At 71.2% G+C, this 22268-nt stretch carries 19 protein-coding genes; 9 read left to right on the top strand and 10 right to left on the bottom strand.

From position 1 onward, the window contains the following. Nucleotides 1–64: 64 nt before the first annotated feature. Complete coding sequence (locus ACLF3M_RS18530; RefSeq protein WP_430658452.1) at nucleotides 65–439, bottom strand: YraN family protein; 375 nt, start codon at nucleotides 437–439, stop codon at nucleotides 65–67. Nucleotides 440–473: 34 nt separating this feature from the next. Here ACLF3M_RS18530 and ggt point away from each other — a divergent pair, with 34 nt between their 5' ends. From ggt to ACLF3M_RS18515, 3 genes are read left to right on the top strand one after another with little or no spacing between them, the layout of a single operon-like run. Then, on the top strand, nucleotides 474–2180 hold the full coding sequence (gene ggt, locus ACLF3M_RS18525) for a gamma-glutamyltransferase (RefSeq protein WP_430658451.1): 1707 nt from the start codon (nucleotides 474–476) through the stop codon (nucleotides 2178–2180). Then, nucleotides 2180–2902 carry a hypothetical protein gene (locus ACLF3M_RS18520; protein WP_430658450.1) on the top strand — a complete coding sequence of 241 codons (723 nt, stop codon included), beginning with the start codon at nucleotides 2180–2182 and terminating at the stop codon, nucleotides 2900–2902. Before ggt ends, ACLF3M_RS18520 begins: the two co-directional genes overlap by 1 nt. Nucleotides 2903–2924: 22 nt before the next feature. Further along, nucleotides 2925–3392, top strand: a complete 468-nt coding sequence (locus tag ACLF3M_RS18515; RefSeq protein WP_430658449.1) for a CreA family protein — start codon at nucleotides 2925–2927, stop codon at nucleotides 3390–3392. A 62-nt stretch (nucleotides 3393–3454) separates the two neighbouring features. Here ACLF3M_RS18515 and ACLF3M_RS18510 read toward each other — a convergent pair whose 3' ends face one another. The 7 genes from ACLF3M_RS18510 to ACLF3M_RS18480 all read right to left on the bottom strand — a co-directional run bounded on the left by ACLF3M_RS18510 (nucleotide 3455) and on the right by ACLF3M_RS18480 (nucleotide 11195). Then, entirely contained in the window at nucleotides 3455–4255 is an 801-nt protein-coding gene (locus ACLF3M_RS18510) for a M48 family metalloprotease (RefSeq protein WP_430658448.1), read from the bottom strand. After that, on the bottom strand, nucleotides 4255–5301 hold the full coding sequence (locus ACLF3M_RS18505; RefSeq protein WP_430658447.1) for an ABC transporter ATP-binding protein: 1047 nt from the start codon (nucleotides 5299–5301) through the stop codon (nucleotides 4255–4257). Before ACLF3M_RS18505 ends, ACLF3M_RS18510 begins: the two co-directional genes overlap by 1 nt. Further along, nucleotides 5294–6304, bottom strand: coding sequence for an ABC transporter ATP-binding protein (locus ACLF3M_RS18500; RefSeq protein WP_430658446.1), 1011 nt, complete (start codon nucleotides 6302–6304; stop codon nucleotides 5294–5296). The genes ACLF3M_RS18505 and ACLF3M_RS18500 overlap by 8 nt, the downstream gene beginning before the upstream one ends. A 101-nt stretch (nucleotides 6305–6405) precedes the next feature. Next, entirely contained in the window at nucleotides 6406–7317 is a 912-nt protein-coding gene (locus ACLF3M_RS18495; RefSeq protein ID WP_430658445.1) for an ABC transporter permease, read from the bottom strand. Nucleotide 7318: 1 nt separating this feature from the next. Then, nucleotides 7319–8302 (bottom strand): ABC transporter permease, encoded by a 984-nt coding sequence (locus tag ACLF3M_RS18490; protein ID WP_430658444.1) that lies wholly within the window; start codon nucleotides 8300–8302, stop codon nucleotides 7319–7321. A gap of 135 nt (nucleotides 8303–8437) precedes the next feature. After that, on the bottom strand, nucleotides 8438–10024 hold the full coding sequence (locus tag ACLF3M_RS18485; protein WP_430658443.1) for an ABC transporter substrate-binding protein: 1587 nt from the start codon (nucleotides 10022–10024) through the stop codon (nucleotides 8438–8440). A 97-nt stretch (nucleotides 10025–10121) separates the two neighbouring features. Then, nucleotides 10122–11195, bottom strand: coding sequence for an AI-2E family transporter (locus ACLF3M_RS18480; RefSeq protein WP_430658442.1), 1074 nt, complete (start codon nucleotides 11193–11195; stop codon nucleotides 10122–10124). Nucleotides 11196–11306: 111 nt separating this feature from the next. Between ACLF3M_RS18480 and otnI the strand changes: the two genes are divergently transcribed. The 4 genes from otnI to ACLF3M_RS18460 all read left to right on the top strand — a co-directional run bounded on the left by otnI (nucleotide 11307) and on the right by ACLF3M_RS18460 (nucleotide 14645). Then, nucleotides 11307–12083: a 2-oxo-tetronate isomerase gene (gene otnI, locus ACLF3M_RS18475; protein WP_430658441.1), complete on the top strand. Its 777-nt coding sequence runs from the start codon at nucleotides 11307–11309 to the stop codon at nucleotides 12081–12083. Between the two features lie 104 nt (nucleotides 12084–12187). Next, entirely contained in the window at nucleotides 12188–13078 is an 891-nt protein-coding gene (locus ACLF3M_RS18470) for a 2-hydroxy-3-oxopropionate reductase (RefSeq protein WP_430658440.1), read from the top strand. Next, entirely contained in the window at nucleotides 13078–13599 is a 522-nt protein-coding gene (locus tag ACLF3M_RS18465) for a hypothetical protein (RefSeq protein WP_430658439.1), read from the top strand. The genes ACLF3M_RS18470 and ACLF3M_RS18465 overlap by 1 nt, the downstream gene beginning before the upstream one ends. A gap of 173 nt (nucleotides 13600–13772) precedes the next feature. Further along, complete coding sequence (locus ACLF3M_RS18460) at nucleotides 13773–14645, top strand: helix-turn-helix domain-containing protein (protein WP_430658438.1); 873 nt, start codon at nucleotides 13773–13775, stop codon at nucleotides 14643–14645. On the opposite strand, the gene ACLF3M_RS18455 is transcribed toward ACLF3M_RS18460, so the two are convergent. Both ACLF3M_RS18455 and ACLF3M_RS18450 read right to left on the bottom strand, forming a co-directional pair. Next, on the bottom strand, nucleotides 14629–14979 hold the full coding sequence (locus ACLF3M_RS18455; protein WP_430658437.1) for a hypothetical protein: 351 nt from the start codon (nucleotides 14977–14979) through the stop codon (nucleotides 14629–14631). The genes ACLF3M_RS18460 and ACLF3M_RS18455 overlap by 17 nt on opposite strands. Before the next feature lie 258 nt (nucleotides 14980–15237). Beyond that, nucleotides 15238–17880, bottom strand: a complete 2643-nt coding sequence (locus ACLF3M_RS18450) for a GNAT family N-acetyltransferase (RefSeq protein ID WP_430658436.1) — start codon at nucleotides 17878–17880, stop codon at nucleotides 15238–15240. Between the two features lie 232 nt (nucleotides 17881–18112). Between ACLF3M_RS18450 and ACLF3M_RS18445 the strand changes: the two genes are divergently transcribed. After that, nucleotides 18113–19066 carry an alpha/beta hydrolase gene (locus tag ACLF3M_RS18445; RefSeq protein ID WP_430658435.1) on the top strand — a complete coding sequence of 318 codons (954 nt, stop codon included), beginning with the start codon at nucleotides 18113–18115 and terminating at the stop codon, nucleotides 19064–19066. 694 nt (nucleotides 19067–19760) lie between these two features. Then, nucleotides 19761–22268: DUF7507 domain-containing protein (locus ACLF3M_RS18440; protein WP_430658434.1), on the top strand; the 2508-nt coding region annotated here is incomplete at its 3' end.

The following is a 22268-nucleotide window of genomic DNA, read 5'->3' as shown; positions in this document are numbered from 1 at the left end:
TTGCGGACGCGTCCCGAAGCCTTCCTGCGGTGCCGGGCCCGGCGCCCGGTTCGCGAGGCGGGGTCTAGTCGCCAAGGCGGAACGCATCCGCGATCCGCCGCACCTGGCCTTCCGCGTCCACCACGATGACGTCGAACCGTACGCCGGCCTCGCCATGGCCGGGGTTGCCCGCCATCCAGATCTCCGCTGCCGCTACCAGGCGCCGCCGCTGCGCCTTGCCGAGCGACAGCGCCGCCTCGGCCAGCGTCGGGCGGGCCTTCACCTCCACGAAGGCCAGCAGCCCCTCGCGTTCCGCGACCAGGTCGATCTCCCCGCCCGCCGTCCGTACGCGCCGCGCGAGGACCTGCCAGCCTTCCGCGGCCAGCGCCGCGGCGGCCCGCTCCTCGGCGAAGCGGCCGCGTCGGTCGGCGGCCTTCCGCAACTCCGGCATGCGCTGCATGGTGGCACCCTCGCACACCGGACAGCACCGCAACATGCGCCTGACCGCCCTGCTCGCCGCCTTGCTGCTGCTCGCCGGCGCCGCCGCGGCGCAGCCCGCCCCGGGGGCGGCCCCAGGGGCGGCGCGCCGGCACATGATCGTCGCCCCGCATCCCATGGCGGCCGAGGCGGGACTCGCGATGCTGCGCGAAGGCGGCAGCGCCACCGACGCCGCCATCGCCGCCGCGGTCATGCTGACCCTGGTGGAGCCGCAGTCCAGCGGCATCGGCGGCGGCGGATTGATGCTCACCTGGACGGAAGCGACCCGCGTGATCGAGGCCTGGGACGGCCGGGAGGTCGCGCCCGCCGCGGCCACGCCGCGTCTCTTCCTTCGCCCGGACGGCCAGCCGATGTCGTTCTCCGATGCGGTGGAGGGCGGCCGCAGTGTCGGCGTGCCGGGCCTGCTGCGCATGCTGGAAGCCGCGCATCGCGCGCTGGGCAGGCTGCCCTGGGCGCGGCTGATGCAGCCCAGCATCGACGCCGCGGATGGCGGCTTCCCCGTGCCGCAGCGCATGGCCGCGGCCGCAGGCGGCGCGATCGAGGCGCTGCGCCGCAATCCCGCCGCGCGCGCCTATTTCCTCGACCCGCAGGGCAATCCCTGGCCGCCCGGCACCATCCTGCGCAACCCCGCGCTGGCCGACACGCTGCGCCAGGTCGCGTTCGGCGGCGCGGACGCCCTGCATGAGGGGCCGATCGCCGCCGACATCGCCGCCGCCGTGCAGGGGCACGCGAATCGCGGCGGGATGACGGCGGCCGACCTCGCGGCGTATCGGCCCGCCATGCGGGAGGTCGTCTGCCTGCCCTATCGCGGCCACCGCGTCTGCGGCATGGGCCCGCCGACCTCGGGCGGCATCGCGGTGGCGCAGATCCTCGGCATGCTCGCGCGCTTCGACCTCGCGCGGCTCGATCCCCGCGGCGGCGAGGCCGCGCATCTGCTCGGCGAGGCCGGGCGGCTCGCCTTCGCCGACCGCAACCTCTACCTCGCCGATAGCGACTTCGTGCGCGTGCCCGTGCGCGGCCTGATGGAGCCCGGCTACATCGCGATGCGCGGCGCGCTGATCCAGCCGTCGCGCGCGATGCAGTCCGTGCAGCCCGGCAGCCCGCCCTTCCAGTCCGGCGCGCTGGCGCCCCAGTCTGAGGAGACGGAGGCCGGCACCAGCCACATCGTCGCGCGCGATGCCGCGGGCAACGCCGTCTCGCTGACGCCGACGATCGAGGCGACGCTGGGATCGCGGATCTTCGTGCGTGGCTTCGTGCTGAACAACCAGCTGACCGATTTCGCCTTCGCGCCGGAGGTGGAGTCGCGCCAGGTCGCCAACCGCGTCGAGCCGCGCAAGCGCCCGCGAAGCTCCACCTCGCCGACCATCGTGCTCGGCGCCGATGGCAGGCCGGAGATCCTGCTGGGCTCGGCGGGCGGCGCGCGCATCATCGGCCATGTCGCGCAGACCCTGGTCGGGCTGCTCGACTGGAACCTGCCGCCGCCCGAGGCGGTGGCGCTGCCCCGCATCGGCGTCGCCGGCGTCTCCGCCATCGAGCTCGAGGCCGGGACATCGGCCGCGAACCTCGAGGAAGCGCTGCGCGCGCGCGGGCACCGCGTCGAGGTCAGGGAGAATCTCTCGGGCCTGACCGTGATCCGGGTCACGCCCGAGGGCATGCTCGGCGCCGCCGATCCGCGGCGCGAGGGCGTGGCGCTCGGCGACTGATGCTGACGGTCGAGCGCGTCGCGCCGCCGCCGGAGGTCGCGGCCCTTCTCGCCCGGGCCGCGGACCAGGCGGCGATGCCGGCCTGGCGCATCGCGGCGCAGCGCCTCGCGGGCCTCGGCCTCGTCGTCGCGATCGTCTTCGGCGCGATCGGGCTCCTCGACCTGCTCTTCGGCATCATGGACCGTGCGGGCTGGCTGGTGCTCATCATCGGCGCGTCGCTGATGCTGGTGCCGGTGGCGGTGCTGTCGGTCGGTGGCGAGATCCGCGCCGCCCGCGCGCGCCAGGGCGCCGCGGCCGCGCTGAAGGCCACCCTCGCCGGCGGGCAGGTAAGCCGCTTCACGCTGGAACGCGACGCCGCCCACTGGTTCGTCGAGCACGAGCACGGCGTGATCCATGTCTGCGCCGCCGATGCGGGACGCACGCTTTATCTCGACCTCTCCTCCGTCGCCGACGATCCGCGCTGGGAGGATTGGTATCGCTCGGGCCGCATCCACCGCCGCACCTGGCGCTGGTACGCGACGGACGACGGCGTCCTCGCGGGCTTCGTCGCGGAGGGCGAGCCGCTTGCGCCGAACAGCTTCCAGCAGGCCGCCGGCCGCTACGACCCCGACGATGGCGGGGCGCTGTTCGAATGGCTGGGCTCGCCCGGCGACGGGGATGTGATCGCGCGCCCCTTCGCGAAGGTGGACGCCTTCATCCGCAAGGCGCTTCCACCGTCCTGAGTTGTCATTGCCGGAGGTTCCAATGCGCCGCCTACGCCCCGCCCTTGTTCTGCTGCTGCTGACGCTGCCCGCTTCCGCGCAGGACGCGCGGGAGGTCGGCTACGTCAACACCGCCATCACCAATCTCGGCCTGACGCGCAGCCACCGCGTCGTGGTGGAGCGTTTCGACGACCCGGAGGTCCGCAACGTCTCCTGCTGGATCAGCCAGGCGCGCACCGGCGGCGTCACCGGCATGGTGGGCCTGGCCGAGGATCCCGCGCGCTTCGGCCTGGCCTGCGCCGCGACCGGGCCGGTCGAGGTCGCCCCCGGCGCCCGCCGCGGCGAGCGCGGCGAGCAGGTCTACGAGGCCAGCACGAGCCTGTTTTTCAAGGAGACGCGCGTGCACCGCTTCATCGACGAGCAGCGCAATGCGGTGGTGTATCTCGCCTGGTCCACGAAGCTCGTGGATGGCAGCCCGTTCAACGCGGTGGCGGTGGTGCCGATCCGCTAGCCTGCGATCGGCCTTCGCGGGCGCGCCGCCAGCGCGCGCTTGGATCGCAGGTCCATGAAAGGTCACCCCCGCCGCGGCCCGCGAGCGGGGTCGCGCGCGATCTGGTCCATCGTGCGCCGCCACAGCGCCAGCCGCTCCGGCCCCGCGGGGTGGCTGTCCAGGATCGAGGTCTCGCGGCTGCGCGACAGATGCGTCAGCTTCGCCCAGATCGCCCCCGCGCGATCCAGGTCGAAGCCCGCCCGCGATGCGATCCAGGCGCCGAGGTAGTCGGCCTCCCTCTCCTGCGCCTTGGAGAAGCCGATGTCGCCGGCATAGGCGCCGGCTTGCGCGCCGAGGCGCCGGAAGCCGAGGTCCACGCCGGTGAGGTCGGCGACGACGCCGCCCAGCACCGACCCGATCAGCGCGCCGATCTGCATCCGCGTCCCGGTCTCGCCGATATGGCCGAGGATATGGTGCGCCATCTCGTGCGCCATGATCGCGGCCAGCTCGTCGTCATTGGCGATCAGGCGCAGCATCGCGGCGGTGACGGTGATGCGGTCGCGCCCCGAGGCATAGGCATTGGCCGGCCCCGCCTCGGCCAGCACGACGTCGAAGCGGCAGTCGCGGCGGAGCTCCTGCCGGCAGAAGGGCTGCGCGGCCGCGGCCACGCGCTCCGCCACGCGACGGAGCATCGCGACCTCTTCCTCCCGCGGGCGCGTGACGGGGCGCGGGACGGAGGTCGCGGCGATCTCGCGCGAGGCCGCGGCGACCGCCGCGCGGTCCACCTCGGGCGGCCGGAACGGCTCGTCGCAGGCAGCGAGCGGGCCAATGGCGAGCAGCAGGACGGCGATCAGGCGAACGCATCGCCCGATCCCGCCGCGCATCAGCCCGCCGCCACCGCTTCCTGCCGCTGCGGCCCGCCGTCGCGGCCTTCCTCGACCGCGTGGCAGGCGACCTCGGTCTGCGGCGTGCCGCGCGCGACCACCAGGTCCGGCCGCTCCGCCTTGCAGCGATCGTTCGCCAGGGGGCAGCGCGGATGGAAGGGACAGCCCGAGGGCGGGCTGATCGGGCTCGGCACCTCGCCGCCGACGGGGATGCGCTGGCGCCCCGTCATCTCGAGGTCGGGGATCGCGTCCATCAGCGCGCGCGTATAGGGGTGGCGCGGCGTGGTGAAGAGCGTCTCCGCCGGCGCGACCTCCACCAGGCGGCCGAGATACATCACGCCGACGCGGTCGCTGACCTGGCGGACGACGGCCAGGTTGTGGCTGATGAAGAGATAGGTCAGGCCGAGCTGCTTCTGCAGGTCCTTCATCAGGTTCAGGATCTGCGCCTGCACCGAGACGTCGAGCGCGCTGGTAGGCTCGTCGCAGACCAGGAAGTCGGGGTTCGACGACAGCGCCCGCGCGATCGAGATGCGCTGGCGCTGGCCGCCCGAGAATTCATGCGGGAACTTCTGGCCATCCAGCGGCGACAGCCCGACCTGGGTCAGCAATTCGCCAACCCGCGCCTCGATCTGCGCGGTCTCAGACAGCAGGCCGAAGGCGCGGATCGGCTCGGCGATGATGTCGCGCACGCGCCAGCGCGGGTTCAGCGAGGCATAGGGATCCTGGAAGATCATCTGCATGCGCTGGCGCTGCGTGGGATCGGCGCGGGCTTCCTTCAGCGGGCGCCCGTCGAACATCACTTCGCCCCGCGTGGGCCCATAGAGCCCGACGACGAGCCGCGCGACGGTGGACTTGCCGCAGCCGGACTCGCCGACGAGGGACAGTGTCGTGCCCTTCGGGATCGCGAAGCTGACGCCGTCCACCGCGCGCAGCATCCGCCTGCCCTCGCCGGACAGCGCGCGCTGGATCAGCGGGCGGGAGACGTCGAAGAACCGCGCGACGTCGCGCGTCTCGAGCATGGTCGAGTTCATCGGCGCCTCAGGCATCCTGGGCCGCCTTCAGCACGCCCTGTTCGCTCGCGGCGTCGTAGAGCCAGCAGGCCGCGCGCGTCTCCCCGGCAGGGATCAGGTCGGGCCGGTCCACGCGGCAGCGGTCGAAGACCTGCGGGCAGCGCGGGTTGTAGGCGCAGCCCCGCGGGATCGCCGACAGCCGCGGCATCGCGCCCTCGATCTGCTGCATCCGCTCCATGCGGTGGCTGATCGGCGGGATCGAGCCCATCAGCCCGATCGTGTAGGGGTGCGAGGGATGCTTCACGACCCGGCGCACCGCGCCGATCTCCGCGACGCGCCCGGCATACATCACGGCGACGCGGTCCGCGGTCTCTGCGATCACGCCCATGTCGTGCGTCACGAGCATCATCGAGGTGCCCTTCTCCCGCGCCAGCGTCTTCAGCAGCGCGATGACCTGCGCCTGGATCGAGACGTCGAGCGCCGTCGTCGGCTCGTCCGCGACGATCAGCTTCGGCTCGGCACAGAGGGCCAGCGCGATGACGACGCGCTGGCGCATGCCGCCGGAGAATTCATGGGGGTAGCTGTCGATGCGCTGCGCGGCGGCGGGGATGCCGACCAGCTCCAGCCACTCGATCGCCTTGCGGCGCGCCTCGCCCGGGCCGATCGGCAGATGCGTGGTCATGGTCTCCACCAGCTGCCGGCCGACGGTGTAGAGCGGGTTCAGCGTGGTCAGCGGATCCTGGAAGATCGCGCCGATCTCGCGGCCGCGGACGGTCCGCATCTCCTTGTACGGCAGGTTGTCGATGCGGCGGCCGTTCAGAAGGATCTGGCCGCCTGCGATGCGGCCCGGCGGCTCCAGCAGGCCGATGATCGCGGCACCCGTCATGGACTTGCCCGCGCCGGACTCGCCGACCACGCCCAGCACCTCGCCGGGGAAGATGTCGAAGGAGACGTCGTCCAGGGCCACGAGCGTGCCGCGCCGCGTCGGGAATTCGACGCGGAGATTGCGGACCTCGAGAAGGGGTTGGGTGTTGGACATGGTCACGCCGATGGGAAAGCCCTCTCCCCCCACAGGGGGGAGAGGGCTTCTGCAGCGCCGGCCGAGAGCGGGGGTGCGCAAGCTGAAGGACGCCATGCCCATCACCGCAGCTTCGGGTTCAGCGCATCGCGCAGCCAGTCGCCGAGCAGGTTCACGCTCAGCACCAGCACGATCAGCGCGACGCCCGGGAAGATCGTGATCCACCACTCGCCCGAGAACAGGAAGTCGTTGCCGATCCTGATCAGCGTGCCGAGCGAGGGCTGCGTCGGCGGCACGCCGACGCCGAGGAAGGACAGCGTCGCCTCCGCCAGGATCGCGAAGCCCAATTGCAGGGTCGCGATCACCAGCACCGGCCCCAGCACGTTGGGCAGCACATGGCTCACCATGATCTTGCCGCGGCCCAATCCGATGACGCGCGCGGCCTGCACGTATTCCTTGTTGCGCTCCACCATCGTCGAACCCCGCACCGTCCGCGCGAAGGACGGCCAGTTGGAGAAGCCGATGGCGAAGATCACGACGTAGAGCGCGATCTGGTCATGCACCTCCCGCGGTAGGGCGGCGCGGACGACGCCGTCGATGAGCAGCGCGATCAGGATGGTCGGGAAGGTCAGCTTGATGTCGGCGATGCGCATCAGCACGGCATCCACCGTGCCGCCCATGTAGCCCGCCGCCAGCCCCGCCGATACGCCGAGCACGACCGACATCACCACCGCGCAGAAGCCGACCAGCAGCGACACCCGCGCCCCGTACATAATGGCCGACAGCACGTCGCGCCCCTGGTCATCGGTGCCGAGCAGATAGAGCCGCTCGCCCTCTTCCTCCCAGGCCGGCGGCTTGAAGGCATCGAGCAGCTGCAGCGACGCCAGGTCGAAGGGGTTGTGCGGCGCGATCCAGGGCGCGAGCACCGCGCCGCCGATGCAGATCGCGGCCACGATCGCCGAGACCACCGTGATCGGGTTGCGGGTGAAGCTCCACCAGATGTCGCTGTCGAAGAAGTTGCGGACGGCCTGCATCTCAGTGGCCTCCCTTGCCGCCGCCGATGCGCAGGCGCGGGTCCACGGCGAAGTAGAGCAGATCGACCACCAGGTTGATCGTCACGAACAGCGCCGCGATCAGCATCAGGTAGGCCGCCATGACGGGGATGTCGGCCGCGCCCACGGACTGGATGAAGAGCAACCCCATCCCCGGCCACTGGAAGACGGTCTCGGTGACGATCGCGAAGGCGATGATCGCGCCGAGCTGCAGCCCGGTGATGGTGATCACCGGCACCAGCGTGTTCTTCAGCGCATGGCCAAAATGGACGGCGCGGTTGGTCAGGCCCCGCGCCCGGGCGAACTTGATGTAGTCGGTGCGCAGCACCTCCAGCATCTCGGCGCGCACCAGGCGCATGATCAGCGTCATCTGGAACAGGCCGAGCGTGATGGAGGGGAGGATCAGCGCCTTCAGTCCCGACCAGGTCAGGAAGCCGGTGCTCCACCAGCCCAGCTTCACCGTGTCGCCGCGGCCGAAGCTCGGCAGCCAGCCCAGCCAGACGGAGAAGCAGAGGATCAGCAGGATGCCGATCAGGAAGGTCGGCAGCGACACGCCGACCAGGCTGAAGGTCAGGAAGAAGCGGCTCAGCCAGGAGTGGCGGTAGAGGCCGGTGTAGATCCCCATCGGCACGCCGACGAGCAGCGCGAGGAAGGCGGCTGTCAGCGCAAGCTCCAGCGTCGCCGGCGCGCGTTCCGCGATGAGGTCCATCACCGGGCGCGACAGGCGGTAGGACAGGCCGAACTCGCCCTGCGCGGCATTCCAGACGAATTTCGCGAACTGCACGACGAAGGGCTGGTCGAGCCCGAGGTCGCGGATCAGCGCATCGCGCTGCGCCTGGGTGTAGTCCTGGCCGAGCATGATCGCGACGGGATCGCCGACATAGGCGAACATCGCGAAGGAGATCAGCGCGACCGCGAGCATCACGGGCAGGGCCTGGAGCACGCGGGAGATGATGAAGGCTGGCAAGTCTTCTGTTGTCCTGGCTCGAAGAAGCCCCCTCCCCACCCCTCCCCCGCAACCGCGGGGGAGGGAGCGGACGACCCTCCCCCGCGGTTGCGGGAGAGGGTTCGGAGGGGGCCTCTTGCTTCTCCGAACGCTAGCTCAGTTCACCACCATCCACCTGAAATAAGGCTGGTTGTTCGCGGCGTGCGGGATGGTGAAGTTCGACCGCATCGCCCAGGGGATCATCTGGTGGTGCAGCGGGATGTGCGGCACGTCCTCCCGATACAGGCGCAGCGCCTCGCGGATCGCCTCGGCGCGGTCGCCGCCGGACTGCGTCTTCATCCGCTCGATCAGCGCATCCATGCGCGGGCTGGAATAGCGGCCGTAGTTCCAGATGCCGTCGCCCTGCGCGCCGTTGCGCGTCGCCAGCAGCGACTGGAAGGAATAGAGCGCATCCAGCGTCGGCACGCCCCAGCCCAGGAGGTAGATGCTGGTGTCGTCGCGCTGGATCTGCGCGAAAAAGGGCGCGAGCGGCTGCGCCTTCACCTGGGTGCGCACGCCGACGCGCGTCCACATCGCCGCGATCGCCTGGCAGATCTGCTCGTCATTGATGTAGCGGTTGTTCGGGCAGTCCAGCGTGACGGAGAAGCCGTTGGGGAAGCCCGCTTCCGCCAGCAGCGCGCGGGCGCGGTTCGGGTCGTAGGGAAGGCGCACATCCTCCTCCCGCACATAGCCGTTGACCTGCTCGGGGAAGAAGGTGCCGGTCACGACGGACTGGCTCCGCATCGTCGTGCGGTGGATCGCCTGGATGTCGATCGCGTGGTACAGCGCCTGGCGCACGCGCAGATCCTTGAAGGGATTGCGCCCGCGCACGTCGCTGTAGAGCAGCTCGTCGCGGTTGACGTCCATCGCGATGAAGATCGTCCGGACCTCCGGCCCCTCCAGCACGCGGATGTTGCCGGCGCTGCGCAGGCGGTTGAGGTCCTGCAGCGGCGGATCGAGCACGAAATCCACCTCGCCCGACAGCAGCGCCGCGACCCGCGTCGCGTCGGAGGCGATCGGACGGTAGATGATCTCCGTCACGTTGCCAGGCGTCTGGCCCGGCTCGTTCCAGCCGAACCAGGCGTCGTTGCGGACCAACACGGTGCGGACGTCGGGCTCGCGCACGGAAAGCCGGAAGGCGCCGGTGCCGTTGGTCTGGCGGACCGTCGCCATCTCCTCGCGGTTGCGCGTGTTCTGCGGGCGCGTCGCGTTGTTGCGCTCCGACCAGGCCTTCGACATCATGTAGATGCTGGCCAGCTTGTTCGGCAGGATCGGGTCGGCGACCTTCGTCACGATATCAACGGTGAACTCGTCCACCTTCTCCACGCGGTCCACCGTGTCCACGTAGATCCCGAAGTTCGAAGTCGGCTGCAGCGCGCGGCCGATCGAGAAGACGACGTCGTCGGCGTTGAACGCCTCGCCTTCGTGGAAGCGCACGCCCTGGCGCAGCACGAAGCGCCAGCGCGTGGGCTCCACCTGCGTCCAGGACAGCGCCAGGCCGGGCCGCAGCGACAGGTCGGCGTTGCGGTGGATCAGCGGATCGTAGATCTGCTGGATCACCATCGTGACCGTGCCGACATTCTGGCTGTGCGGATCCATCGTGTTCGGATCGCCCGAGGCCGACCAGCGCACCGTGCGCGCCTCGGCCAGGCCCATGCCCAGCGCCATCACGGCGGCCGCGGCCGCCAATCCCCACCGTCGCATCCCTCGAATACCCCCGGTTGTTCCGCGGCTCGTCACGTCCGCGGTGGCAAGCAGGCGCGCGCAATATCGCGTCCCGGCCCCCCGGGAAAGCCCGGAGTCAGGTCGGACGCCCCGGTTCCGGCCGCGTCCCGCCCTCGCCCGCCCAGTCCTTGAGCAGCGTGAACCCCACCGCGAGCAGCACCGGCCCCAGGAACAGCCCGAGGAAGCCGAAGGCCAGCACCCCCCCGATCGCGCCGAGCAGGGTCAGCAGCAGCGGCAGGTCCGCGCCGCGGCTGATCAGCCAGGGCCGGATCACGTTGTCCACCGAGGAGATGACGCCCCCGCCATAGGCCAGCATGAAGAGCCCCCAGCCCCAGCTGCCCTGCGCGAAGAGCCAGATCGCGGCCGGGATCCAGACCAGCGGCGCGCCGACCGGCAGGATGGAGATCACCCCGGTGATGACGCCGAGCAGCACGGGCTGCGGCACCCCCGCGATCCAGAAGCCGACCGTGGTCAGCACGCCCTGCGCCACCGCCGTGCCGAGCAGCCCATAGACCACGCCCTGCGTCACGTCGGCCGTCAGCTGGAACAGGTGGCGCGTCTTCGCCCCGCCGAGCTTCTCCATCATCGCCTGGACCTTCTCGGCCATGGCGGGTCCGTCGCGGAAGAAGAAGAAGGCCAGCCCGATCGCCAGCAGCAGCTCCGCGATGCCCGACAGCACCGCGAGCAGGACGGACAGCCCGTTCTGCGCGATGGTGCCGGCATAGGGCTTCAGCGGCTCGAACAGCCCGGCCAGGGTGGCGTCCCAGCCCTCGAGCCAGGTCCCGATATAGCCGCCGACGAAGGGCAGCCCCGTCAGCAGGTTCACGAGGGAGGGCACGCCCTGGGTCAGCACGCGTTCGGCGCCCTGGCGCAGCGCCTCCACCTCCTCGCGGCTGGTCGGGGCCGCCAGCACGATGGGCAGGCCGATCAGCAGGAAGCCCGCCATCACCATCGCCAGCGCCGCCCAGCCCGGCGACAGGCCCAGGCGCTCGCGCAGGAAGCGGAAGGCCGGCCAGGTCGTGTAGGCCAGGATCGCCGCCCAGAGCAGCGCGGAGACGAAGGGCCGCAGCACCAGGAAGCAGCCGGCGCCCAACAGGCCGAGCGCGACCAGGCCGAGGATGCGGGCGGGGCGGAGCGGATCCTGGTCCATCAGGCGGGCTTAGCCGAACTCGGCCCGACGCGCATCCGCCTCCCTTGGCGCCGCCCTTGCCGCCGGGCTGTCCGCGGGGCAAGGCTTGCGCCCGCCCCGGAGGGAACGACCATGCCGCGCTTCGCCGCCAACCTGTCCATGATGTTCAACGAGGTGCCTTTCCTCGACCGATTCGACGCGGCGGCGAAGGCCGGCTTCAAGGCCGTGGAGTTCCTCTTTCCCTACGACTTCCCGGCCAGGGAGGTCGCGGCGCGGCTGAACGGCGCGGGGCTGCAGCAGGTTCTGTTCAACGCGCCGCCGGGCGACTGGACGAAGGGCGAGCGCGGGCAGGCCGCCCTGCCCGGCCGCCAGGCAGAGTTCCGCGACGGCTTCCGCAAGGCGCTGCACTACGCTGCCGAGCTGTCCTGCCCGCGCATCCATGTGATGGCCGGGCTCGCGCCCGCCGGCGTGCCGCACGACACCATGACGGCGGTGCTCGCCGAGAACCTGGCCTGGGCCGCCGAGCAGGCGCATCCCGTCGGCGTGAAGCCGATCATCGAGCCGATCAATCACCGCGACATCCCGGGCTTCTTCGTCAACACCACCGACCAGGCCGCCGCGATCATCAACGCCATCGGGCCGGAGCGCGTCGGCCTGCAATTCGACCTCTATCACTGCCAGATCACGGAGGGCGACATCGTCAAGCGCGTCGAGAAGCACCTGCCGCTGATCGCGCACATGCAGGTCGCCGACAATCCCGGCCGCAACGAGCCGGGCACCGGCGAGGTCAACTGGCCCTTCGTCTTCAGGCGCATCGACGAGCTCGGCTTCCGCGGCTGGATCGGCTGCGAATACAAGCCAGCCGCCGAGACGACCGCCGGCCTCGGCTGGTTCGCCCCGTACAAGTAGGCGCGCTCCTCCCCCATCCCGCGCAACAACTCCCTCTCCCGCGAAGCGGGGGAGGGTCGGGGTGGGGGCCCATCCCGCGAAACCTCTCGAGGAACCCGCAAACCATGTCCAAGATCGGCTTCATCGGCCTCGGCATCATGGGCCGCCCCATGGCCGGCCACCTCAAGGCCGCCGGCCACGACGTCACGGTGGTCGAGCGCGCCTCGCTGACCGCGGACGACCGCGCCGCCTTCGCCGTCGTCCCCTCGGCCAGGGCCGTCGCCGAGGCCGCCGACATCGTCATCACGATGGTGCCCGACACCCCCGACGTCGAAGCCGTGCTGTTCGGCAAGGACGGCATCGCCGAGGGCCTGTCGAAGGGCAAGCTCGTCATCGACATGTCCTCGATCAGCCCGACCGCCACCAAGGACTTCGCGAAGCGGATCAACGCGCTCGGCTGCGACTACCTCGACGCACCGGTCTCGGGCGGCGAGGTCGGCGCGAAGAACGCGGCGCTGACGATCATGGTCGGCGGGCCGCAGGCAGCCTTCGACCGCGCGCTCCCGGTCTTCGAGAAGATGGGCAAGAACATCACCCTCGTCGGCACCGAGAACGGGGCGGGACAGACCTGCAAGGTCGCCAACCAGATCATCGTGGCCCTGACGATCGAAGCGGTGGCCGAGGCGCTCGTCTTCGCCTCCAAGGCCGGCGCCGATCCCGCCAAGGTCCGCCAGGCCCTGATGGGCGGCCTCGCGACGTCGCGCATCCTGGAACTGCATGGCGAGCGCATGATCAAGCGCACCTTCAACCCGGGCTTCCGGATCGAGCTGCACCAGAAGGACCTGAACCTGGCGCTGCAATCCGGCAGGGAGCTCGGCGTGCCGCTGCCCAACACCGCCTCGACCCAGCAGATCTTCGCGGCCTGCGCGGCACTCGGCGGCAAGGGCTGGGACCACTCCGGCATGGTCAAGGCGCTCGAGGCGATGGCGGCCCACAAGGTCGCCCCCGACGCCTGATGCGGGGCGCCGTCCTTGCGGGGCTGCTGGCGCTCGCGGCCTGCGCGACGCCGCCGCCCCGTCCCGGCGAGGAACTCCGCGCCGAGGTGCTGTTCCGGCACGACTCCGCCGACATGGCGCGCAACGTCGCGGCCTCGCCCGAGCCCGAACGCTCCGCCATGGAGAGCAGCGGCTTTGCCCAGGCCGTCCGAGAGGGGCGGGCCGTAAGGCTGCGCTGCGCGCTGGCCGATGACGAGCCCTTCGTCACCGACGCAATCGCCCCGCCCGGCCTGGACCTGCGGTCGGGGAGCGCGGTCCGCTTCACGCTTGGCAGCACCAGCCCCGCCGTCCCGAACCGCATCCTCGGTCCGCTGGATGACCCGGCGGTGCAGCGCGGCTGGATGCCGCGGCAGCAGGTCGGCACCTTCCAGATCGTCCCGTGGTCCGCCAGCCCCGTGCTGGCGCCCGTGACGGCCGAGCAGGAGCGGGTCTATGCGCGGCTGCGCGCCGCCCTGTTGGTGCGCTGCCGCCCCCAGGCCTGAAGCAACGGTGCCGTCCGGCGGGAGGAATCCCATGGGAGGCGCGAAACGCCCTCGCCGGCGATACGGCCTTGCAAAAGGCACCCGCGTCCCGTTATTCGGATCGCGTCGGCAGCTCGTGAGAAAACGTCTCCTGCCGGGCGTCTGTCTCAGCCCATGTCACGCCGAGGGATTGCATGCGCTTCGCCGATATCGGGCAGCAGTTGCGGGCCTACCGCCTCGAAAGCGGGCTGCGCGCCGAGGAGATCGCCGCCCGCCTCGGCGTCTCCCGCGCCGCGCTCTACCGCTACGAGAAGGGCGAGGTCATCAAGCTCGACACCATCCGCCGCCTGGCGGAGCTGCTGAAGATATCGCCGCTGTCGCTGCTAGGAATCGGGGTCGAGTATTTCTCCCGCCCCATCGCCTTCCAGGAACGCCTGCGCCAGGTCGAGGAACTGGCCGACCAGATCCTGATCATCGGCGGCGCCCTGGTCTACCAGACCACGACCGACGCCTTCGACGGCGCGGTGGCCGAGGCCTGGACCGAGGCCGCCGATGCCGCGTCGGAGCGCGGCATCGCGCGCGCCACCACCGACCAGATGCTGGGCCTGCTGACCGCCCGCAAGAAGCTGCACGCCGGCCGCCGCCCCACCATCATCGCCGTCCTCGGCGAAGCCGCGATCGCGCGCATGCTGGCCGAGGGCGTCGCCCCCGGCCTCGGCGTGCCGGAGCGCACGCGCCAGCGCTGCCTGGCCGCCGCGCGGTCGGAAGCCGAGGCGATCGCGGCGATGATGGAATCCGTCCCCATCGGGCTGCAGATCGGCCTGGCGTCCGGCATCGAGCCCGCCGGGCCCTTCATGGTGCTGCGCGGCCGCGACCGCGCGCATGTCGTGGCCTCGCCCTTCTCGCCCGACACGCCGGCGCAATCCGGCATCGGCGTCGCCTCGATCACCGCGGCGGAGGAAGCGGTGAACGCCCACCAGCGCGTCGCCGAGGCCGCCTGGCGCGACGCGCTGAAGGGCGCCGCCGCCGCCGCCCGCGTGCGCGAACTCATCAAGGCCGCGGACTGAGCCCGGCGGGCCGCACCCTCTCCCGCTCCGGCGCCACGACGCCCGCCGCGCGGCGCCCGTCCGCGACGTCCATCAGCGCGAAGACCGACCGCATCGCCTCCGCCGCCGCGGCGAATCCGAAGCCGACGACCAGGAAGGAGAGCAGCGACAGCCCCGCGCGCATCGCCGCGTCGGGCGCCTGCATGAAGGGCGCCATCGCCGCCGTCGCCGTCACCGCCGCGACGAGCGCCGCGGCCCGCCCGAACAGCACCGCCGCCGCCAGGATCGGCATCACCAGCAGGAAGGGCCGCCCGTCCGCCGCGACCGGCAGGCCTAGAAGCGGCAGCGCGGCCATGCCGCCCACCATCAGCGCCGCGCATCCGTGTCGTGCCGGGGCGCCGAGGGAGCGGGTCCTGGACAGGGCACGCGGGCGCGGCGGGGGAGGCTCTGCCATCCCCCGCCAACGACGCCCGTGCGGACCGGTTCGCGCGGCGCTGCGCGCGCAACGGTCCCGGCCCCGGGATGAGCCGGCGCCCGGCCTCCCTCGCCTCGTTGGGTGCCATGGTAGCGCGGGCGCGGCGGGTTCCGCCTTCAATCCGGCTCGACCATGCGCTCACACGGGCCGGCGGACGTCGAAGACCTCCTCGTCCTCCGGGCTGCGACTCGCGGTGAAGCCCAGCCCCTTGATGAAGCCGAGCATCGGCGCGTTGTCCGCCAGCACCTGCCCCGCGATCACCTTGATGCCGGTCGCCTTCGCCCAGTCGAAGAGCCGCTCCATCAGGTGCCGCCCGAGCCCCTGCCCCTTCATCTGCCGGTCCACGATCACCGCGAACTCGCCGGTGACGCCGTCATGCTCGCGGATCAGGCGCGAGACGCCGAGCAGCTCCTCCTCCGCCGTGCCGGATCGGCGCACCGCGACGAAGGCCATCTCCCGGTCGTAGTCGAGCTGCGTCATCCGCGCGATCTGCTGCGGCGGCAGCTCGCGGAGGTGGCTGAAGAAGCGCCAGCGTATGTCCTCCGGCGTCAGGCGCCGGAAGAAGGCGGCATGCGCCTCGGCGTCCTCGGGGCGGATCGGGCGGATCGTCAGCACCTCGCCCGACCGCGCGGTCCAGCGCGTCACCCATTCCTCGGGGTAGGGCGGGATCGCCAGCAGCGCGCGCTGGCCGACCGGCCGCAGCCTGGCATGCGCGTCGAGCGCCAGCACGCCGTCCGCGCGCGCGACCAGCGGGTTGACGCGGAACGCCTCGAATTCCGGGAAATCCACCGCGACCTGGGACAGCCGCACCAGCGCGTCCTCCACGGCATCCAGGTTCGCCGCGGGATGGTCGCGGTAGCCGCCCAGCAGCTTCGCCGCGCGGCTCCGTGCGATCAGCGCCTTCGCCAGCGCGTCGTTCAGCGGCGGCAGGTCGAAGGCCTCGTCGCCCAGCACGTCGGCCGCGGTGCCGCCGAGGCCGAAGCCGATGAAGGGCCCGAACATGCGGTCCTCCGCCAGGCGCAGCCGCACCTCCTCGCCCCGCGCGGCCTCGCGCTGCACGACGAAGCCCTCGAGCCTTGCATCGGGCCGCACCCGCTTCGCCGTCGCGATCATCGCCGCCGCGGCCTGGCGCAGCGCATCGGCGCTGCGGAGCCCCAACGCGACGCCGCCGACCTCGGTCTTGCGCGGGATGTCGCGGCTGCGGAGCTTGAGCACCACGGGCCAGCCCAGCGCGCCGGCGGCGGCGACGGCATGCTCTGCCGTCGGCGCGACGCGCCCCTGCACCACCGGCATGCCATAGGCCGCCAGCACCGCCAGCGCCTCGTCCTCCGTCAGCTCGAGCCGGCCTTCGGCGCGCAGCGTCGCCACGATCGCGCGCACGGCGTCGCGGTCCGGCGTCAGCGCCAGCACCTCGCGCCCCGGCAGTTCCGCCGCCGCCAGCCGGTTGCGCCGGTCCTGCCAGAGATGGAGCGCGCCGCGCACCGCGGCCTCCGGCGTCGGGAAGACCGCGAGCCCGGCCTGCGCGAGCGCGGCGCGTTGCGGGCCGGCCGTCGCCTGGCCAGCCCAGCAGACCAGCACCGGCGCCGCGCGCGTGGCCTTCGCCGCCGCGACCAGGCCCTGCGCCACGGTCTCCGCGTTCTCGCCGGCGACCGGCGCGTGCAGCGCGACGACCGCGTCCACCTCCCCCAGCCCCGCCAGCATCGCCGCGGCCTCGCCGAGCCCCGTCCCCGCCACCGGCCCGAGGATGATGGGATTGCCGCCATGCCAGACCGAACCGAGGCAGACCGCCAGGCTCGCCAGCACCTCCGGCCCGAAGTGCGCGAGCCGCGCGCCGCCCGCCAGCACCGCATCGGCGGCCATCTGGCCGAGCCCCGTCGCATTCGCCACGATCGCGATGCGGTCGCCCGGGCCGCCGCGAGGCGAGAGCTTCACCCGCGCCAGCGTCTCCGCGGCGGAGAGCAGGTCGTCCAGCCCCTCCACCCGCAGCACGCCGGCGCGGCGCAGCACGGCCTCCATCACGGCATCCGTGGTGCCCGAGGGGTCCGCAAGCCGCCCGCCCGCCCGCACCGCGACCACGGGCCGCGTGCGCGCCGCCGCCCGCGCCGCCGAGACGAAGGCGCGGCGGTCCTTGATCCGCCTGAGGTCCAGCAGGATCGCCCCCGTCGCGGGATCGCGCGACAGCCAGTCGAGGGCATGCGCAAATCCGAGATCCGCATTGCCGCCGATCCCGATGACATGGCTGAAGCCGACGGCCTGGCTTTCCGCCCAGTCCAGCACCGCGCGCGCCAGCGCCGAGGACTGGCAGACCAGCGCGAGCCTGCCCTTGCGAGGCGCGACGTGCGCGAGCGAGGCGTTCAGGCCGATCGCCGGCACGCAGATCCCGAAGCTGCCCTGGCCCAGCGCGTTGACGCCCGTGCGCTTCGCGATCGCCGCGAGGTCGGGCGCCGCGCCGGGCACGACGACGGCGTTGCAGCCCCGCGCGCCAAGTTCGGCCATCGCGGCCTCCACGCGCTCGGCCGGCAGCGCCAGCACGCCGAGGTCGGGCACCTCCTCCAGCGCGGCGATCCCCGCCGCCTCGACGAAGCCCTCATGCGCCATGCCGACGACGGACAGCCTGCCGTGGAAGCCGCCCGCGGCCAGGTTGCGCGCCAGCAGCGCCGCGATGGGCTCGGCGGGATCGGCGACGAGCACGACGTGGCGCGGGCGATACAGCGCGTCCTCGCGCATCTTCCCGCGCGAGCCGAGGGTGAGCAGCGGCTTCGCCATGACGCGGTGCAGCATGCGCCTGCCGGCACCAACGCGGCAATCGCGCGCGTGGGGTGAATTGCGGCCCTCGCTCCCGCCCTTTCCCCCCTTCAGCACCTCCCTCCGCCGCCTTTGCTTTCCCTCCCCCGCTCGCGGGGGAGGGTCAGGGTGGGGGCGCTTCGTCCGGCGCAGCCCTGATCCTCGAACCCCCACCCCTTGCACCCCACCCCGCGCCATCGTCCCATGCCCGCAGCGAGGAGACGCCGCCATGCCCGCCCAAGACCCGCGCTGGGACCCCGAGATGCTCGCCTTCAGCGCCATGATGGAGGAGATCGCGACGCGGCATCCGCCGGTGACGCTGGCGCTGCCCCTGGACGCGTCCCGCGCGACGACGGAGGCCATGAACATCCCCCTCTGTGCCGGCGGCCCCGCGATGGCGGAGACCGGCGACCGCTGGCTGCCGGTCCGCGGCCGCCGCATCCAGTGCCGCTTCCATCGCCCGACGCCCGACGCGCGCGCCGTCCTGGTCTACATCCATGGCGGTGGCTTCGTCTGGAACAGCATCGACACGCATGACCGGTTGATGCGCGACTATGCCGCGGGCGGCGGCTGCGCCGTCATCGGGCCGGACTACGCGCTGAGCCCCGAGGCCCCGTTCCCGCAGGCGCTCGAGGAATGCGCCGGCGTGGTGCGCTGGATCGCGCAGCGCGGCGCGGCATGGGGCCTCGATCCCCGGCGCATCGTCATCGGCGGCGACAGCGCCGGCGCAAACCTCGCGATGGGTGTCGCGCTGCTGCTGCGCGAGACCGATCCGGGCCTGACGCTGCGCGGCCTGCTGCTGAACTACGGCGTCTTCGACGCGGATTTCGACACCGCGAGCTACCGCGAATTCGCCGACGGCTACTTCCTGACGCGGGAGAAGATGCGCTTCTACTGGGACTGCTACTGCCCGCGCGGCGCCGACCGCCTGAACCCGCTGGCGAGCCCGCTGCGCGGCGATCTGCGCGGCCTGCCGCCGGTGCTACTGCACATCGCCGAGCTCGACGTGCTCGCGGCCGAGAACCACGCGATGGCCGCGAAGCTGCGCGAAGCCGGGGTCGCGGTCGAAAGCCGCGTCTTCCCCGGCACCGCGCATGGCTTCCTGCGCGGGGCGAACCACGTGACTGCCGCGCGCGAGGCAGCGGCGGAAGGCGGGGCGTGGCTGAGGCGGATCCTGGGCTGAGGCACGGCCAGCACCGCATTCGAGCCTTTGCTCTGGCACACGGAGCAGACGCGCTAGGACACAGTTGTATTTGCATCGGTTTTGAAACTTTTCCGAGCGTGCCCGGCCTGCGAGGGACACCAATGCGATCGCTGCCTGGTCTGCCCACCTCCGATTACTGGGCGATGGTTGCAGCGCAAGATTTGGCAGGTATGATTAGTTGTAACCGCCATTATCGCAAATAGTTGCGCCCGAAATCTTCCCGTTTGTGACAGATTCGCTTGGCGAATGACGCCGGCCTTTGCCAGACTTCGGCACGCCATCGGGCACGCGCCCTCGCAGGCCCTGTTTCCGTTCCAGTCTGAGTGCACTTGCAGCTTCGCAGGCGCTGTTGCTTGCGGCTGCGCCTCGCTCTGAGGTGACTGCCGACCCCCGTCGGATCAGGAGGCTCTGATGGTAGCAGGGGCCTAGACCCCGGAAATCCTGTCCGCTGCGCCTTGATGCCGCCCGAAGCGCGGCACCTATCGCCAGCGCTCCTCGACATCCTGCCCAGCTACGACGGACGGCCCGCCGGCCATGCCGAAGGGAAACGCTGTTCCGTGCGCTGGCCAAGCAGAACCGGTTCACCGGTCCTGAACGACGGATGCGTGCCGCATCGCGTCCGAACTGAGCGTGCACATGCCGGAACAAACAAACGAACCATGGGGAGAATGGAATGTCCATCACCACGTCACGGGTTCCCGGCGCGCCGGCTGGCGCGACGGACCTCTCGCTGCTCGACGCGAGCAACGACACCGCTCTCAACAGCGCGTTCCTCCAGCTCACCTCGTCCGGCGCTACCTTCGCCGATCCGGCGACCGCGACAGCGCCGTCCACCACGACAAAGATAACGGCGACCGCTAGCACCGGGACCGCGGATGCAACGGCGCTCAGCACCGGCGCGGTCGTGCAGGCCGCGCCGACCGGCGGCTCCGCGCCGAAGCCGGCCGTCAACCTCGACCAATGGGCCGATGGCGCGGCGCCGGACCTCCCGGTGTCCTCCGGCTCGCAGGCGGACCAGTGGCAGAACGGCAATCTCGGATCATCGCAGGCGCATTACGCCGAGGACCAGTTCGTCCCCTACCGCGCGGTCCTGTCCCAGCTGACCGAAGGCAATGTCTACACGCTGACGATCCAGTGGGACACCACCAAGGGCGGCAAGCACGCGCTCGACTACATCGGCAGCTACGACACGAGCTTCCCGGGTAGCCGCAACGAGACCCTTCCCAACCCGCTGCTCGGCGTGACGGGCATACAGAGCGATGCGCTGGGCGTGACGAACTTCGCGATTCCTGTCGACGCCGCGGTCGCGAGAGGACCCGACGGCTTGGCGGGGACCGCGGACGACATCGCGCAGATTGCGGGCCAGTTCACCCTGCTCGGCGGTGCGACGATCTTGAATGTCAGCAGCTACGCGCTGACCGGCGCGTACAGCGGGGACAGTTCCACCGCCATCACCGTGACCTTCACGTATAACGGCGACGGCACCGACAACAACGAGGCGGGCACCGCCGTTCTCGCCTGGGGCGGCCACATCGCGGCGCGGGACGAATGGGGGAACGGCCTCTCAGCCGCCGCCATCTCCGGCTCGCCCTACCACATGCGGTTGATCGGCTTCACCGACAACGACCCGAGCACCTCGGAGAGCGTCGGCAACCAGGACCGGTCGCTCTCGAGCGCGGCGGTGGTCTTCCCGGGCTCGATCACCTTGGTCAAGCAGACCGACCCCGATGGCAGCAGCCAGAGCTTCAATTTCGAGCTCACGCGCCCGGCCAACACCGTGGACGTGGTGGCCGGTTCGGTGGACCTCAGCGGCGACAACGTCATCGACGTCAGCGACACCGGGCGGTTCACAGACACCAGCGACGGCGAGGTCTACTCGATCACGGGAGGCGGGAGTATCGTCAAGCTATCCGGCACCGGCGACGGCAAGATCAACGGCTTCAACATCGTTGGCGGCAAGCTCGACATCAACGGCGACAATGCCGTCACCAGCCTCGACAAGTTCACCGATCTCACCGGCACCGGGGTCGTAGCCTTCTCTCTCACTGACAATCAATCCAAGACTTTCGGCGGCCTCACCGATTTCGCCGGCTACACCGTGAAGGAGATCGTTCCGAGCGTCTGGGACCTGACCAGCATCGGGACGCAGCGGGTCGACATCAACAACGCGACGACGAACGGCACCATCAGCAATCCCGCGGGGGATCAGACGACCGTCACGCTGGCTGAAGCGGACAAGTGGACGCTGACCTTCAATGACAAGTTCCTGGGCGCGCCGGCGATCGACGTGACCAAGACCAATGCCGGCGTGGTGGACGGCGACAACAACGGGCCGGATGCCGGCGACACCATCGTCTACAGCTACTCCGTCAAGAACACCGGCAACATCTCGCTGCTCAACGTCAGCGTCAGCGACGACAAGCTGGGCAGCATCACCCTGACAACCGGGCTGACCGACGTCGACGGCGACGGCCAGGCCGACGACCTTGCCGCCGGCGCCACCGCGACCGGCACCAAGACGGCCACCCTGACCCAGGCGCAGGTCGACGCGGGGTCGCTGACCAACATCGCCACCGGTACCGGCACCGGCACCAACGGCACGACGGTGACCGACACCGATACCAACACAGTGCCGATCGCCCGTAGCCCGGCGATCGACGTGACCAAGACGAATGCCGGCGTGGTCGACGGCGACAACAATGGGCCCGATGCCGGCGACACCATCGTCTACAGCTACTCCGTCAAGAACACCGGCAATGTGTCGCTGCTCAACGTCAGCCTCAACGACGACAAGCTGGGCGCCATCGCCCTGACCGGGCTGACCGATCTCGATGCCGACGGCACGGCCGACGACCTCGCCGTCGGCGCCACCGCGACCGGCACCAAGACGGCGACGCTCACCCAGGCGCAGGTCGATGCGGGGTCGCTGACCAACATCGCCACGGGCACCGGCACCGGCACCAACGGCACGACGGTGACCGACACCGATACCAACACAGTGACGATCGCCCGCACGCCGCATATCGACGTGGTGAAGACCAATGCCGGCGTGGTCGACGGCGACGGCAATGGGCCCGATGCCGGCGACACCATCGTCTACAGCTACTCCGTCAAGAACACCGGCAACATCGCGCTACTCAACGTCAGCCTCAATGACGACAAGCTGGGCGCCATCACCCTG

Source organism: Falsiroseomonas sp. HW251, assembly GCF_050563545.1.
GTDB lineage: Bacteria > Pseudomonadota > Alphaproteobacteria > Acetobacterales > Acetobacteraceae > Falsiroseomonas.
Note: the sequence above shows the minus strand (reverse complement) of the source record. Positions and strands in the feature narration are given on the sequence as shown.

Bases quoted from the DNA above. Each gene is read 5' to 3' on its own strand.
- ACLF3M_RS18530 (WP_430658452.1), bottom strand. From the start codon at position 439: ATGCAGCGCATGCCGGAGTTGCGGAAGGCCGCCGACCGACGCGGCCGC.
- ggt (WP_430658451.1), top strand. From the start codon at position 474: ATGCGCCTGACCGCCCTGCTCGCCGCCTTGCTGCTGCTCGCCGGCGCC.
- ACLF3M_RS18520 (WP_430658450.1), top strand. From the start codon at position 2,180: ATGCTGACGGTCGAGCGCGTCGCGCCGCCGCCGGAGGTCGCGGCCCTT.
- ACLF3M_RS18515 (WP_430658449.1), top strand. From the start codon at position 2,925: ATGCGCCGCCTACGCCCCGCCCTTGTTCTGCTGCTGCTGACGCTGCCC.
- ACLF3M_RS18510 (WP_430658448.1), bottom strand. From the start codon at position 4,255: ATGCGCGGCGGGATCGGGCGATGCGTTCGCCTGATCGCCGTCCTGCTG.
- ACLF3M_RS18505 (WP_430658447.1), bottom strand. From the start codon at position 5,301: ATGCCTGAGGCGCCGATGAACTCGACCATGCTCGAGACGCGCGACGTC.
- ACLF3M_RS18500 (WP_430658446.1), bottom strand. From the start codon at position 6,304: ATGTCCAACACCCAACCCCTTCTCGAGGTCCGCAATCTCCGCGTCGAA.
- ACLF3M_RS18495 (WP_430658445.1), bottom strand. From the start codon at position 7,317: ATGCAGGCCGTCCGCAACTTCTTCGACAGCGACATCTGGTGGAGCTTC.
- ACLF3M_RS18485 (WP_430658443.1), bottom strand. From the start codon at position 10,024: ATGCGACGGTGGGGATTGGCGGCCGCGGCCGCCGTGATGGCGCTGGGC.
- ACLF3M_RS18480 (WP_430658442.1), bottom strand. From the start codon at position 11,195: ATGGACCAGGATCCGCTCCGCCCCGCCCGCATCCTCGGCCTGGTCGCG.
- otnI (WP_430658441.1), top strand. From the start codon at position 11,307: ATGCCGCGCTTCGCCGCCAACCTGTCCATGATGTTCAACGAGGTGCCT.
- ACLF3M_RS18470 (WP_430658440.1), top strand. From the start codon at position 12,188: ATGTCCAAGATCGGCTTCATCGGCCTCGGCATCATGGGCCGCCCCATG.
- ACLF3M_RS18465 (WP_430658439.1), top strand. From the start codon at position 13,078: ATGCGGGGCGCCGTCCTTGCGGGGCTGCTGGCGCTCGCGGCCTGCGCG.
- ACLF3M_RS18460 (WP_430658438.1), top strand. From the start codon at position 13,773: ATGCGCTTCGCCGATATCGGGCAGCAGTTGCGGGCCTACCGCCTCGAA.
- ACLF3M_RS18455 (WP_430658437.1), bottom strand. From the start codon at position 14,979: ATGGCCGCGCTGCCGCTTCTAGGCCTGCCGGTCGCGGCGGACGGGCGG.
- ACLF3M_RS18450 (WP_430658436.1), bottom strand. From the start codon at position 17,880: ATGCTGCACCGCGTCATGGCGAAGCCGCTGCTCACCCTCGGCTCGCGC.
- ACLF3M_RS18445 (WP_430658435.1), top strand. From the start codon at position 18,113: ATGCCCGCCCAAGACCCGCGCTGGGACCCCGAGATGCTCGCCTTCAGC.